At 40.3% G+C, this 14,619-nt stretch carries 12 protein-coding genes; 6 read left to right on the top strand and 6 right to left on the bottom strand.

Translation table 11 applies throughout. The annotated features are described in order from the left end of the window. Window positions 1–128 precede the first annotated feature (128 nt). The 5 genes from yjeH to PTUN_RS00915 all read left to right on the top strand — a co-directional run bounded on the left by yjeH (window position 129) and on the right by PTUN_RS00915 (window position 7,139). A complete protein-coding gene (gene yjeH / locus PTUN_RS00935) occupies window positions 129–1,415 on the top strand; it encodes an L-methionine/branched-chain amino acid transporter (protein WP_009839168.1) in 1,287 nt (428 codons plus the stop codon). Between the two features lie 263 nt (window positions 1,416–1,678). Continuing rightward, entirely contained in the window at window positions 1,679–3,181 is a 1,503-nt protein-coding gene (gene glpK / locus PTUN_RS00930; RefSeq protein ID WP_009839169.1) for a glycerol kinase GlpK, read from the top strand. Window positions 3,182–3,299: 118 nt separating this feature from the next. Continuing rightward, window positions 3,300–4,586, top strand: a complete 1,287-nt coding sequence (locus PTUN_RS00925) for a hypothetical protein (RefSeq protein ID WP_009839170.1) — start codon at window positions 3,300–3,302, stop codon at window positions 4,584–4,586. Window positions 4,587–4,760: 174 nt separating this feature from the next. Then, window positions 4,761–5,129: a hypothetical protein gene (locus PTUN_RS00920; protein WP_009839171.1), complete on the top strand. Its 369-nt coding sequence runs from the start codon at window positions 4,761–4,763 to the stop codon at window positions 5,127–5,129. Window positions 5,130–5,192: 63 nt separating this feature from the next. Beyond that, on the top strand, window positions 5,193–7,139 hold the full coding sequence (locus PTUN_RS00915; protein WP_040644041.1) for an alpha/beta hydrolase family protein: 1,947 nt from the start codon (window positions 5,193–5,195) through the stop codon (window positions 7,137–7,139). A gap of 2 nt (window positions 7,140–7,141) precedes the next feature. Here the strand turns inward: PTUN_RS00915 and PTUN_RS00910 are convergent, their stop codons facing one another. The 4 genes from PTUN_RS00910 to PTUN_RS00895 form a co-directional block, all read right to left on the bottom strand. Next, on the bottom strand, window positions 7,142–8,053 hold the full coding sequence (locus PTUN_RS00910; protein WP_009839173.1) for a DMT family transporter: 912 nt from the start codon (window positions 8,051–8,053) through the stop codon (window positions 7,142–7,144). 68 nt (window positions 8,054–8,121) lie between these two features. Then, window positions 8,122–8,850 carry a hypothetical protein gene (locus tag PTUN_RS00905; protein ID WP_009839174.1) on the bottom strand — a complete coding sequence of 243 codons (729 nt, stop codon included), beginning with the start codon at window positions 8,848–8,850 and terminating at the stop codon, window positions 8,122–8,124. A gap of 92 nt (window positions 8,851–8,942) precedes the next feature. Continuing rightward, the gene (locus PTUN_RS00900; RefSeq protein WP_009839175.1) at window positions 8,943–10,802 is read right to left on the bottom strand and encodes an alkaline phosphatase; all 1,860 of its coding nucleotides are present in this window, start codon (window positions 10,800–10,802) and stop codon (window positions 8,943–8,945) included. Further along, window positions 10,802–12,385: an alkaline phosphatase gene (locus tag PTUN_RS00895; protein WP_009839176.1), complete on the bottom strand. Its 1,584-nt coding sequence runs from the start codon at window positions 12,383–12,385 to the stop codon at window positions 10,802–10,804. The genes PTUN_RS00900 and PTUN_RS00895 overlap by 1 nt, the downstream gene beginning before the upstream one ends. A gap of 200 nt (window positions 12,386–12,585) precedes the next feature. Between PTUN_RS00895 and PTUN_RS00890 the strand changes: the two genes are divergently transcribed. Next, window positions 12,586–13,440, top strand: coding sequence for a PA4780 family RIO1-like protein kinase (locus tag PTUN_RS00890; RefSeq protein ID WP_009839177.1), 855 nt, complete (start codon window positions 12,586–12,588; stop codon window positions 13,438–13,440). A 53-nt stretch (window positions 13,441–13,493) separates the two neighbouring features. Here PTUN_RS00890 and PTUN_RS00885 read toward each other — a convergent pair whose 3' ends face one another. After that, window positions 13,494–14,072 carry a CBS domain-containing protein gene (locus PTUN_RS00885; protein WP_009839178.1) on the bottom strand — a complete coding sequence of 193 codons (579 nt, stop codon included), beginning with the start codon at window positions 14,070–14,072 and terminating at the stop codon, window positions 13,494–13,496. Between the two features lie 44 nt (window positions 14,073–14,116). After that, window positions 14,117–14,437, bottom strand: coding sequence for a hypothetical protein (locus tag PTUN_RS00880; protein ID WP_009839179.1), 321 nt, complete (start codon window positions 14,435–14,437; stop codon window positions 14,117–14,119). Window positions 14,438–14,619: the final 182 nt, after the last annotated feature.

The following is a 14,619-nucleotide window of genomic DNA, read 5'->3' as shown; positions in this document are numbered from 1 at the left end:
ATCTGGCATTTAAACCGACAAAATGACGGTATAAAATAAAATTTCCGTCAAAAAGGCGGTTTGATTGTGCAATTAGCCTGTTAATTAAGCGCTAGAATATCAGCAAAATAACCTGATAGAACAGAACGATGACAATAAAAAATCACGGAATTGGTCGCTGGCAAGGTGCAGGGCTAATGGCCACGACATTGCTTGGCACCAGTATTTTTATTTTACCGCAAATGACCATCAATATTGCCCAGCAAGGTGCCTTAATTGCTTGGTTATTACTCACAATTGCGATTATTCCGGTAACGTTAGTATTTGCTCGTTTAAGCGCCCTTCACCCTCATGCTGCAGGGCCTGCCTATTTTGCCGAACAAGCCTTTGGCCGACTGACGGGTAGAGTGATAGGTGTTATTTTTTTGTTTGTCGTACCAATTGGCGCACCAGCAGCTATTTTAATGACATTTCAGTTTGTAAACGCCTTAGTTAACCTCACTCCTTTGGCGCAACTTCTAATGGAACTTGGAACACTGCTCTTGTTATTTTTGCTTAACTATCGGGGTATTCATGTATCCGCTAAGTTGCAGTTTTTATTGACACTAATGATTGTAATTGTGGTGCTTTTACTACTAGGCGCCGCAACATTAACCCTTTCAGTCCCTGTGCCTAAAACCACATTTGTTGAGTTTGATTTAATTATGCTAGCTGCAGGTTTGGCTTTTTGGAGCTTTTTAGGAGTCGAAGCCATGACTCATCTTGCCGATGACTTTAAGCACCCAAAACGCGATATGATCCCAGCTATGATGATAGGTACATTGCTCGTCGGCGCGTTATACTTAGCTTGCACTTGGTTGCTGTTAGAAGTGCCTAATAATGAACCCTTGGCAATGGCAGCAGCATTTAATCAACTTTTAGGCGGTTATGGCACGATCATTATTGGTGCTTTAGGGATTGCAGGCGGCCTAGCAACTGTCAATGTTTACACTGCTAGTGTTGCGCGTTTACTGTGTAGTTTTAGCCAAGATGGCATAATGCCGCGCTATTTTAGCCAAAAAAATCAATTTCAAGTGCCTACTCGCGCACTGGCGAGCATTTTGCTTCTAATGGCCTGCGTGCTTATTTTTACTTACGTGGCCAAACAAAATATTGAAGACTTAATAGCATGGGTCAATGGCGTTTTTGTGGTGATTTATCTAGTGAGTATGCTCAGCGCATGGCGCTTATTACCAAGCAATTCTCGCCCGCTTATTTTTCTCGGTATTTTATTGTGCTTAGGTTTAGTTTACGGCCTTGCTGCTCACATGCTTTATGCGGTGATATTAATTACAAGTGTTACACCACCACTTTATTGGCAGCTTCAGTACCAAATGGGTAAACAAATCGAAATCGCATCACTAAAAGAAGCGATCATGTCTGAACCAAACATATAATTTAAGAACGAGTAATAAAAACGACAAAACTTTTTTATTACTCGCCTTGCTATCTAATGAAATCTAACGTCTCTAGTTGATTTCAGGTAGTGCTTGCGAACCTTAAGCACCAAAGATTACAAGAGTATTTGGCTCAAATTATTAACCCACCATAAAGCTAACCAATTGAAATATATAAAATCCCAAAAATAAGATTGCAAATTACCTTACAAAATAGGTAGTTTAATAAACATTAGCTTTGCAATTTCAATTAAGGTTTAGGCATGACAACCAGCGCGATAAAAAAATACGTTGTGGCATTAGATCAAGGAACAACCAGCTCTCGGACCTTAATTTTTGATCAATCCGCTCATTTAATTGCCTCAATTCAGCAAGAATTTAAACAATATTATCCCGCAGCGGGTTGGGTTGAACATGACGCCGAAGAAATTTGGCAATCGCAGTTATCAACCCTTAAACAAGCGCTTAAACATGCTGAAATTGATCTGTCACACATTGCTGCAATCGGTATCACTAATCAGCGCGAAACCACGGTAATTTGGGATAAAAACACAGGTAAACCGGTTTATAACGCGATTGTGTGGCAATGTCGCCGAAGTAACGAGCTGTGCCAAGCTTTAAAGCATGCAGGTCATGAAAATGAGATTAAAACACGCACCGGATTAGTGCTTGATCCTTATTTTTCTGCCTCAAAAATTAAGTGGATCTTAGATAATGTAGACGGCATAAGAGCAAGAGCTGAGCGTGGCGAACTATTATTTGGCACCATAGATACTTGGCTACTTTGGCAATTAACCGAAGGCAAAGTGCATGTCACCGACCCGACAAACGCCTCTCGCACTATGCTTTACAACATCCACCAGCAATGCTGGGATAAAACACTGTTAGCGTTATTTGATATTCCAGCCAGTTTATTACCAACCGTACAACCTTCTTCAGCAATTTACGGTGTCACCTGCTTGCTTAACCCCGAGCAGCCAATTCCCATTGCAGGTATGGCAGGCGACCAACAAGCCGCTTTATTCGGTCAACAATGCACTGATGCTGGCAGTGTAAAAAACACCTATGGAACCGGCTGTTTTATGTTAATGAATACCGGCAAACAGGCAATTAACTCAACCAAAGGGCTCATTACCACTTTGGCCATTGGCCCTGATGGCGGCGTCTGCTATGCACTTGAAGGTTCAGTTTTTATGGGCGGTGCGGTAGTGCAATGGCTAAGAGATGAACTGGGTTTAATTCAACATGCAAATGAAACAGCACAAGCGGCTAAAAGTGTCAGCGATAATAACGGGGTATATTTAGTGCCCGCTTTTACAGGACTCGGTGCACCCTATTGGCAACCAGATGCTCGCGGTACTTTGGTGGGTTTATCAAGAGGGGCCAATCGGAATCATATAATTCGCGCCGCACTTGAAGCGATTGCATATCAAAGCCATGAAATTTTGACCTTGATGTCGCAAGAAAGCGGTATCAATTTGCTCGAATTAAAAGTTGATGGCGGCGCCGCATCAAATGACTTTTTACTACAATTTCAATCCGATATTAGCGATATCACAGTACTAAGACCCAATCAAACCGAAAGTACAGCGTTAGGAGCTGCTTTTTTAGCTGGTTTAGCGGTTGGCTTTTGGCCCAATAGTACAGCACTGAAACATACCCTCACCATCGCGCAGCAATTTCGGCCCAATATCAGCGGCTCTCAACGCCAAACACTGTTACGCGGTTGGCGGCGAGCAATAGAACAAACATTAGCGGCAATTTAAACTTATCTTAGTACTCTTAATACCGAGATTTAAAAATTTCGGTATTTTGTACTTCCAAAAAGATACGTTACAATATAACATAATGATATATTATCACATAACATAAGTTCTGCTTCTGATGTATCTAAAACGATTTAAACTAACAAGCCTTGTCTGCACTTTAACTTTATTAACCGCGTGTAATAGTGAAATTGATAAAATGGCCGCTGAACAAGCTAAACAAAAAGACAACGACCATAAACACGAAACCATATCATCAAAAGGCCGTTTAGCAATTAGTCATGCTGAACACGCAACCCTGTCGATGTTTGAGTTAGATAAAAACCAGTTATTAGACACTTTTAATACCACTCATATTATTGACGGTTTATATGCAAGCCCAGGACTGCGCTATGCTGTTGCAGTGCAACGTGCTAATGATTTAGTTGAATTTATTGATGGCGGTTTATATCAAGAAGACCATGGTGATCACGATCATAGCTATCAAACAGATCCAAGCATGATTAGTTTTAACATTAGCCAAGCTAAACCAACTCATTTTGATGTAAATGAAGACCGCGCTAGTTTATTTATTGATGGTGACAATAGCCTAAATATTCCAGCTGGTTTTTTAATTCTTGATGATCATGCAATTGAACAAGGTAAAATTGTGGCAGAGCACACCTTCGAGAATGCAATGCACGGCACAGCACAATTGCGCGAAGATTTTGTCTTAACCACCCATCGCAGCGAAGCAGCAACCAATACATTACCTGACTTTGTTGACTTATATCATCAACATGGCGACCACTTTCATCAAGAGCAGCGCTTTGAACTCAATTGCCCAAGTTTACATGGCAGTGCGCAAAATCAAGACCATATTGCTTTTGGCTGTAGTGACGGTGTGCTAGTTGTAACGCAGTCGGGCGAAAACTTCACCAATAGCAAAATTGCAAACCTGACAAATATGCCTGCGGGAGCCCGAATTGGCTCGCTAAAATCAAGCCATGATAGCCCACTGTTTATTGGTAATGCACAGCGCAATTACTTTTACTTTATTGATCCAGAAAATCAGCAAATGAGTGAAATTACATGGCGTGAGAATGACAGTATTTCGGTGATTGCCTCCATCGCAGAGCAAGAAGAAGGTCACCTATATGTAATCGATAGCGAAGGCTACTTATCGATATTTGCTGCTGAAGAAAAGTGGCAAGTAACGGCGCGCTTTAAAGTATTAAGCCAAACTGACGATACTTTTAATCTTGCATATTCGCATGCCGATGAAACCTTATTTATTGCGGCTAAACAACAGCAAAAGATTATTGCTGTTGATTTACACGACCAAAAAGCAAGCACCTTGTTAGAGCTTGATTTCGAGCCAAATAAAATAACATGGTTAGGGATAGCCCAAGAGCACGATCACTAACCAAACCTGAGTTCACTTAATTTCTGCCCCCGATGTTAAGTAACAACCCTGACAAATGTAGTTGTTGTTCCCGAAGCCTACTTTAAGTTTACTTATTGTGGGCTTTTTTTATTGCTAAGCAAGAGCTGATAGCGTCTAATGAATTGAAACTATTAGTACTTTCTGGAACATTCTGTGGCCATTACCCAACAGCAAATCAGCACCTGTTTAACTGAGCTTCAATGTCGCTCAAACTTCAACATTAAAAACCTGACCGAGTACATGTTACCTAATAGCAAAGAAGCCTTTTATTTACATATTGATAGCAGTATTCCCCAACTTATTATTCGCCCTGCGTATGAAGTATTTGTTGCCGACTTAAGTGCACTTGAAGGGGTAAAACATAAAGAAGGTTATTTTCATAGCGCCGAAATGACCCGCTTCCCTACGCGTATTTTTAAAAGCAGCAAACCAATCCATTACGGTCTCGCATTTAAATTTAACGACGAAACAGCTGTAAAATTGTTTGTAAATAAACTCATTAAGATCATTAGCGGCAACTAAACGTCTGTACCAATTTCGATTTTCTTTTTATATACTTGCTCATTCATTAACAAGGATATAACAATGATAACTCGATTATTTATGAACGTTGTGCTGATACTGTGCACATTAACCAGTCCCCTTTCACTCGCAGTTGAGTTTAAAAATTTATTTAACGCCATGCAGTATAATGATGTACAAATTTCACCAAGTGGTGATTACATCTCTATGCGAATTAACCATCAGGGTAAGCAAGCCCTTGCAATAACCGACCGTAAAACACTTAAATTTGTTGGCCTAATTAGCCTTGAAGGCAATAGCGAAGTTGGTCCTTATATCTGGGCGAATGACGAACGTTTAGTGATTGAAGTCGTACAAAAAGCAGCTTGGCTTGAATATACCGAATCTTATGGTGAGCTATTAGCGGTTGATTACGATGGTAAAAATTCCAATTTAATTTATGGTTATCGCTCAGGCGAAGACCAAACCGGCACACGCCTTGCTCGTAAACAACAAGATTTTGGCTGGGCCACTATCGTCGATACCTTACCTGACGATAAGCGTCATATTTTAATCTTGTCCACTGCAATGAGCGATAAAGAAGATCGTTTAGGTGAATTGCGTAAAATCAATATCTACCGTGGTAATCAAAAAGACTTAGGCCGTGCACCTGCACCTAATGTTAAAATTGTGACGGATCAAGAAGGCGAGCCAAAACTTGCGATTGGCCTAAGCCAAGAAAATGAAAAAATTGTTTATTTTAATGTCGATGGCCAATGGCAAAAAGTAAATAATAGCCTATTTGGTTCTGCTTTTTACCCGCTTACAATTACCAATGATAACAGTGGCTTTTATGCGTTAGATAACTTAAACCAAGATTTAACCGGACTGTTTAAATACTCATTTGCCGATGGCAGCTACAAAGCCGTATTCACTGATAAAAAAGTAGATGTTTCATCTGTAAATCTTACTCATGATGGTAAAAATATCTACGCTTTACGGCTAGATGATGGCTTTCCGGTCTACATTTTACTCAATAAAAATATCCCAGAGGCAAAGGCATTTAAAGATATTTTAGCGACCTTTACCGGCAACGCAGTGAGTGTTGAAAGCCAAACCAAAGATGGTGTGCTCTCGATTGTAAAAGTATCGTCAGATATTAATCCTGGTGAATATTATATTTATAATAAAAAGAAAAATGAGCTCAAGGGGCTGTTTCCAAATAGTTTAAACATAGCAAAAGACCAATTAGCATTCACAGAGCCTGTCAACTTTAAAAGTGGTGATTTCACTGTGGCCGGTTATTTTACCAAAGCAAAACAACAAGCCCAAAGTAAAACAATTGCACCATTAGTATTGTTAGTTCACGGGGGCCCGCACGGAGTCAGAGATACTTGGGGCTTTGATCCTGAGGTCCAATTTTTAGCCCTCAACGGCTACTCAGTATTACAAGTTAATTATCGTGGTTCATCAGGTTACGGTCAGCAGTTTTTAAGTGCAGGTTATAAAAATTGGGGTTCGTTAATTCAAACAGATCTCAAAAATGCGGTTGACTGGGCGGTACAACAAGGTTTAGCTAACGCCAATAAAGTTTGTATTATGGGGGCAAGTTTCGGTGCATATTCAGCTGTACAAAGTACCGTTCTTTATCCTGATACCTACCAATGCGCTATCGCTAATGCTGGTATTTACGATTTAGCCTTGTTATACACCAAAGGTGATTTACAAAAACGCAGCAATACATATGACTACTTAAGTAAAGTAATTGGTACTGATGAAAATATTCTAAAACAAAATTCACCAGTTTATGCCGTCGATAAAATTAAAGTGCCTTTATTTTTAGCCCATGGCGAACGTGATGAGCGTGCGCCGGTTGAGCATATAAATAAACTCAAAGAAGCACTTAATCTTCATAAAAAGGCTTACACCTCTTTTTTAATTGAAAAAGAAGGTCATGGATTTTGGAATTTAGATAACCAAATGAGTTATTTAAATGAAGTGAAAACCTTTTTAGATAAAAACTTACTTTAAGCTCATTGGGCTGAGACATATGTTTCAGCCTTAACTTTTAGCGCTCGACGTTTTTTATTTGAGTGCTCAACAAAGCTTTGCGCAATACCTGCGGCAATAATTAATCCGCAGCCCACTTGCTGTAATATGCCTAACTGCTCGTTAAAAATTAACCATGCCATTATGACCACCGCGACAGGTTCTATATAAGCTAAAGTAGAAAAAGTCATTGCGGGTAATTCACGCAACGCTTTAACCGCAAATAGCATCGCTAAAAATCCAGGAATGATGCCAATTGCAAGCAGCCATAAACCTTGATTAAACGTTATAGCAACAGGATGTGTGAGGACAAAAGGTAATACACACAAGGAGCCAACCAAAAGCTGTATCAAGGTACTTTGATAAGGAGAATGAATGGTCTTTTTACGATTAAGTAAAATAAAAGTACCGTAGCTGAGCATACTTAATACCCCATAAAATAGCCCAACCTGCTCTTGCTCGGCATGTGTAAAAGACCATTTAAAATTCATCATCATGGCAAAGCCAAATAATGCCAGCATAATTGCGACAACACTGGCAATACCTAATCGCTCTTGATAAAGAAAGTGCGCAACAACTGCGGCAAATAAAGGTGCGAGGTAAATCAACATAATCGCATTAGCCATACTGGTGTAATGCATTGCTTCGATGTAACACACCATAAAACTTGCCAACATCACACCATTGAGCACAGTGCTCCAAGCTGGTTTATGCCAAATAGCGCGTTGCTGTCGGCTAACAACCAAATAGAGCAGCACGCAACTGGCACCAATGGCTAAACGATAGAAGGTAATATGTTCGGCGGGCAAGGCTGCAAAACGGGCGAAAATACCAATGGTCGCCATAAAAATGGCTGAGACAAGGACGTAAAAGATAGGCCATAACGACGCAGGCATTAAGTCAGCTCCTCAAGGTTAATTTTGAGAATCTAACCTGATGCCTAGATCAACGCAATCAATACTCTTTAGTGATGGTGACTACCTTCAATCTGAGTGCCATCAGCATTATAAAATCCCGAAGCACCATGAGAAATAAACCCCAATTTAATCATCTTAGCGAGCATTGGGTCTGACTCATTATCACCCACATCGGCATAATCTGTGGTTTGATATTGATCCCATACTGCAAACTTCTGTTTTATTTCACTTTGGGCTGTAATGACATGCTTAAGCTGCCACTCTTCGCTCGCATCTTTTTTTATCGCTTTTAAAGATTGCACTAACTTTTGCGCAGGTAACCATTTAACCGTTAACGCGACCACCTTATTATTAAGTGTATAGGTCTGTAATTGCTCACAGCCCTCACCACTTTGCTCTATTAAGGTCATTTTATTAAACTGCTGTTCGGTAATAAGTTGATATTTATCATGCCAAGCAGGGACGGCTGTGGTGCCGATTAAATCGACAGATTGATATTCGATACCATGTTTATAATCTTCAAAGTAACGAATAGGGCGAATTTGGCCATTACTCAAATGCTGCCAAATTTCACTCATGCGCTGATTAGGTTGGTAATGCGCTACTAAATTGCCATTACGCCATAACTCAAAAGGTTGATTAACAACCTGCTCGCCCTTTTGCGTAATAATGTCGTATTGTGCTGCAATCACTGATGGGTCTAGTTTACATGCAGACAAGTCGGCACTGGCATAACTGCTGATACACAAAGCTAAAGTCGATAGTAAATATTTCATAGATAACTTCTTAAAAAAAGGGGCTAAAGAGCCCCTAATTTAATACATATATTTGACAGTTTTATGAGTCGATCATGTCAACGCAAAAACATTTATTTGACTGCTTTTTCGGCATTTTTGACCAAGTCAGCGGCATAATCCATCACATGGAATATATAGCTTTGCTCATTTGTACCCGTCACTAAATGCGCACCTGGGCCTGAGGCATAAATACCCACATCTTCACCCGCATGCGTTTCAGACGATAATGGCACTAACGCTTCTTGGAAAAATCCTGGCGCTTGCGTATCAACATCGGTTAAATCAACTCGACCAGTCACAATTGGATGGTTATAACCTTGGTCAGCATCGGTTTGTGAACCTAAGTTTTTATAACCGATACCATTGGTATAACCCACTGTAGTATATGGCATGCCATCATCGGCTAAACTTGGTGTATCGCTACCAATACCCACTACTTTGCCCAATATTGGATTACCACGCTTTGGATAACCCGCGATGGTAAATACATGGCTATGGTCTGCAGTAACAATAATTAAAGTATCGTCTGAGTCTGTGGCATCAACCGCAGCTTGAACAGCTTTAGCAAATTCAACCGTATCATTAAGCGCGGCATAAGCATTGCCAGCATGATGACCATGGTCAATACGACCCGCTTCAACTGTTAAGAAAAAGCCTTTTTCGTTATTATCAAGAATATCAATAGCTTTAGCCGTCATTTCACTCAGTGATGGCTCGCCAGCGATATCGTTTTTACGATCTGTCTCATACTGCATATGTGATTCGTTAAATAAACCAAACACTTTTGACGTAGCTGCAGGATTAATCGCATTAAAGCCTGCTTGATCCATCACATATTGACCCGCTGGATATTGCGCTTTCCATTCAGCTGTTAAGTCACGACCATCAGTACGGTCACCTTCAACAGTACTCATTGCATCGGTTGAATTAAACGCGATATCTTTTGGTAAAAAGTGACGACGACCACCGCCCATCACCACATCTAAACCATCAACATCGACACCAGGAAAGCGTGCTTCTAAGTTCTTTTCAAAGTTAACAAGTTGCGAGGCGATATCTTCACAATTAGCCGCTTCATTTGCAGGCATATCAGACACATCTTCCCAATCACGATCAGCCGATTTTGCATAAGCAGAAGCGGGTGTTGCATGAGTAATACGTGCAGTTGAAACAATACCAGTGGATTTACCAGCAAGCTCAGCAAGTTCAGCCGCAGTTACCAGCTCTTGGCCTTTTGTTGATATACAATTACCGCGCGTAACGCCTTCAGCGACACCAATGACACCCATATCGGTTTTAACACCTGCGATCATTGCTGTCATCGTACCCGCTGAATCAGGTGTTTGTGCATCAACATTATAGGTTTTAGAAAAACCAGAAAAAGGCAGTTTCTCAAAGCTTAATTGGTTTTCTTCACCCATCATGCCTTTGTTTTGGCCCTCTAAAATGCGCGCTGCGGTTACGGTTGAGATACCCATACCATCACCAACAAACAAAATTACATTTTTAGCTTTACCTGATTCTTTAGCGATTTTTGCAGCCATGGCTTTAGCTTGTAAAACACGGTCTTCACTTTCGCTATACCACTGATTTGACGTAGTTGTTGCAACATCTGATGCAGTTAAACTGGTAATAGTCGGTGCACAAACGTGCTCAGTGCCCGTTACTTCGCTAGCTGCTAATACACCATTGCCATCACTATCGAGGCCAGAATCAATTTTAACACCGCCGTTACGACAAACGTCATCACCAATCGGTAACTGAGTTTGCATAATTAAACTTGTTAAACCATTACTGCCATTGGCACCATTTGCGCCGTTAGCACCTGCAGAGCCATTTGTACCATCTTTACCATCATCACCTGAACAACCAGCTAAAGCGACCGCAATGGCGACTGAAAGAAGCGTTAATTTTTTCATTGTTTTATCCATTATTCTTTAATTAAACCAAGCGACTGATTGATAAGGTGAAAAACTACACTTTGCTCGATAACACCTTGTACTAAATGTGCACCAGGACCAGTTGCATGGAGCGAAATGTCTTCACCTGCATGAGTTTCAGAGTCAAGTGGCACTGTCACTTCTTGGTGAAATCCTGGCGTTGACGTATCAACATTGGTTAAATCTTGTCGGCCAGCTAAAGCAGGTTCGTTATATGACACTTCAGCATCGGTTTGTGCACCTAAATCGCGAAAGCCTAAACCATTAGCATAACCAAGTGTGGTGTATGGCATACCATCAGCAGCTAAAGATGGAGTGGTTTTACCAACAGTGACTACCTTGCCAAAAATTGGATTACCGCGTTTTGGATAACCCGCAATAGTAAATACATGACTGTGATCGGCTGTGACTAAAATTAAGGTTTCTTCTGGGTTCGTTGCATCTATCGCAGCTTGAACAGCTTTACTTAGCTCAACAGCATCAGTGAGGGCGTTATAAGCATTACCCGCATGGTGACCATGATCGATACGACCAGATTCAACGGTTAAAAAGTAACCTTTGTCGTTATTATCTAAAATATCAATCGCTTTAGTTGTCATCTCGGTGAGCGAAGGCTCCCCCGCAATATCGTTAGCACGGTCGGCCTCGTATTGCATATGTGATTCATTAAATAAACCAAATAACTGCGAAGTTGTTGCAGGGTCAACGGCATCAAAGCCTGTTTGATCCATCACATATTTACCTGTTGGATAGTGAGCTTGCCATTCAGCCGTTAAATCACGACCATCTGTCCGATCACCTTCCACTGCACTCACTGCATCCGTACTGTTAAAAGCAGCATCTTTAGGTAAAAAATGACGACGACCACCCCCCATGACCACATCAATACCATCAACATCAACACCTAAATATCGTGCCTCAAGGTTTTTCTCAAAATTTACTAATTGTGATGCAATATCTTCACAACCCGCGCTCACCGCAGCAGCTGGCATATCTGAGACATCTTCCCAGTTACGATCGGCTGATTTTGCATATGTTGCACCCGGCGTAGCATGTGTAATTCGTGCTGTTGATATCAAACCTGTAGAAAGGCCTTTAACCTCAGCCAACTCTAAAGCTGTAACCAATTCATTACCCACAACTGTAGAGCAATCACCCCGTTTAATATCAGCATTTACACCTAAAACGCCGGCATCAGTTTTTACACCTGAAATCATAGCTGTCATAGTGCCAGCTGAATCTGGTGTTTGCGCATCAACATTGTAGGTTTTAACTTGCGCTGAATACGGGAATTTCTCAAAACTCAAAAACCCTTCTTCACCTGATTGGCCTTTATTTTGACCATCAAGAATTCGTGCCGCAGTAAGAGTTGAAATACCCATACCATCACCAACAAATAAAATGACATTTTTTGCTTTAGTTAATTTTGTTAAATGTTGTTTATGGTCAATTTTACTTTGAGCGGTGCTGTACCAAGCTGAGTTTTTTTGAACATCTGGTAATACCCCAGCCAAAGCGCTCCCCGATACGACCGAAGCAGCTGCTATAGCAAGCGCAAGCTTTTTAACTTTCATGATTAATTTCCCGTGTTTTTTTTAATATGCAGAGTTGTGCAAAAGCGGGACTAATGTAGTTCTTCTATGTTGCTGTTTTATAAAATTTCGATGACTGAGCGGTTACTCTAAAAGTGTTTTTTTATGACAAAGCCCTTCTTGAGTCAGTTTTTTATCAACAAGCTATTACATCAAGCAGCTAAGTGCGGTATAAGTGCGCTATGAAAACACCAAAACGAATTTTACCGTTAGTTGAAGACGGTTTGGTTGATGAAGTCATCAGCCAATTAATGAGTGGCAAAGAAGCAACAGTGTATGTAGTACGCTGCGGCGACGCTATTCGCTGTGCGAAAGTTTATAAAGAAGCTGCTCAGCGCAGTTTCAAACAAGCTGTTCAATATCAAGAAGGCCGAAAAGTACGCAATAGTCGCCGAGCAAGAGCTATGGAAAAAGGTTCTAAATTTGGCCGCAAAGAACAAGAAAACGCATGGCAACACCACGAAGTTGATGCGCTTTTTACTCTAGCAAAAGCCGGGGTACGCGTGCCTGAACCTTTTGGTTGCTACGACGGCGTGTTATTGATGGAGCTTGTCACTGACGAGAACGATGATGTGGCACCACGCTTAAACGATGTTGCAATGTCAGCAGAACAAGCAATTGAAGACCATGCTGTAATGATGCACTACATTCGCCTTATGTTATGTGCGGGTATTATCCACGGTGACTTATCAGAATTTAATGTCTTAGTAGATGAATATGGCCCAGTTATCATAGATTTACCACAAGCGGTAAATGCTTCAGCTAATAATAATGCAGAACGTATGCTGTTACGTGATGTGCGAAATATGAACCTTTATTATGGTCAATATGCGCCGGAACTGATTGAGACCCAATTTGGTGAAGAAATGTGGGGATTATACCAAGCCGGTGAGCTCACTCCTGAAACAGAACTTTTTGGAGTAGTAGAAGCTATTGAGCAAAGTGCCGATGTTGATGCGGTACTTGATGAAATTAAAGCTGCTTTTGAGCAAATGCAAGAGAACCAAGCGCGAATTCAAGCTGCTGAAGAAGATTAAAAATAAGCCCATCAGATGGGCTTATTGATTTTTTACTTAAACAAAACTTTTAATTAATGCGGATGATCAACCGACAGCATTACTTCATGAAAACCAGAAGCTATTGGGCTTATATGAAGAGGGATATTCAAGCGACGTGATATTTCACGGGCTGAAATTAAGCCACAAATCTGATTATCTGCTGTTGATAATACCAATAAAAACATCACACCTCGTTTTTCCATCGTATGCAATGTATCACCAATACTCGCATGATCCATATAATGTTGGCTCACACCATGCGCCTTACTAATAGGCGTCATCATATCTTCAACGGTTAAATCTTTACGACTAAGCCCTTGTTGATGCGCCAAACTCAATACTTTAGCCGACTGCAAATCAGCAGCACTGATAATACCAGCTAGCTGGTCTTTATCATTCATTACTAGGCTAAACGAAGTCGCAGCATTCTTTATTGCGCCAAGCGCATCATCAATACCCACCATGGCTTTTAAACGAAGTGGATTGTACGAACCAAAATCAGTAACAATATTTTTAACTGGATCAGCCAAAGTTAATTCGACTTTCGCCACTGGTTGACGTACTTCACAGTTATTTAATAACTGAGTATTTAATTCTTTAAACGTATTCATAATTTACTACCTCAAATCGATTTATTATTTTTTTGCACTAAAAATCAAATCAATAACTGAGGTGGAGCGCGCTGTAAGGCAATAAGATGAGAACTAGGTTGGATTTCAAACTGAGGGATGGTTGCACTGTCGCAACATGAACAACAACAAGGTAAATCAAATTGCTGATCTGTAAAAAAGTAAACTAACTTATCATCATCTGAATCGAGATTTATCGGATTATTATCAAGATTACTAATTAGTTCAAATGACGTTTGATTGAAAGATGTGTTCGCTTGCCCAAACCAAGCAGATAAACACACAAAACTCATCGCAAAAATAAGCGAAACAAGATATTTAATGTGTGTAATACGGTTTGGCATCATAACAACCTTTTACTAAGCGCCTTACTTTATAAATAAGGCAAAACTACGACTTTTACAATAGAAAAAAGCATAAAATTAATACTTTTTATTTATTTACATTATGTTTACATTAATGATTAATATGCTTTTGTTGTAAAAACGAACAAATTTTATAATTTTAAAAACAAGACTTATACTGACTT

This window comes from Pseudoalteromonas tunicata, from assembly GCF_002310815.1.
Lineage (GTDB): Bacteria > Pseudomonadota > Gammaproteobacteria > Enterobacterales > Alteromonadaceae > Pseudoalteromonas > Pseudoalteromonas tunicata.
Note: the sequence above shows the minus strand (reverse complement) of the source record. Positions and strands in the feature narration are given on the sequence as shown.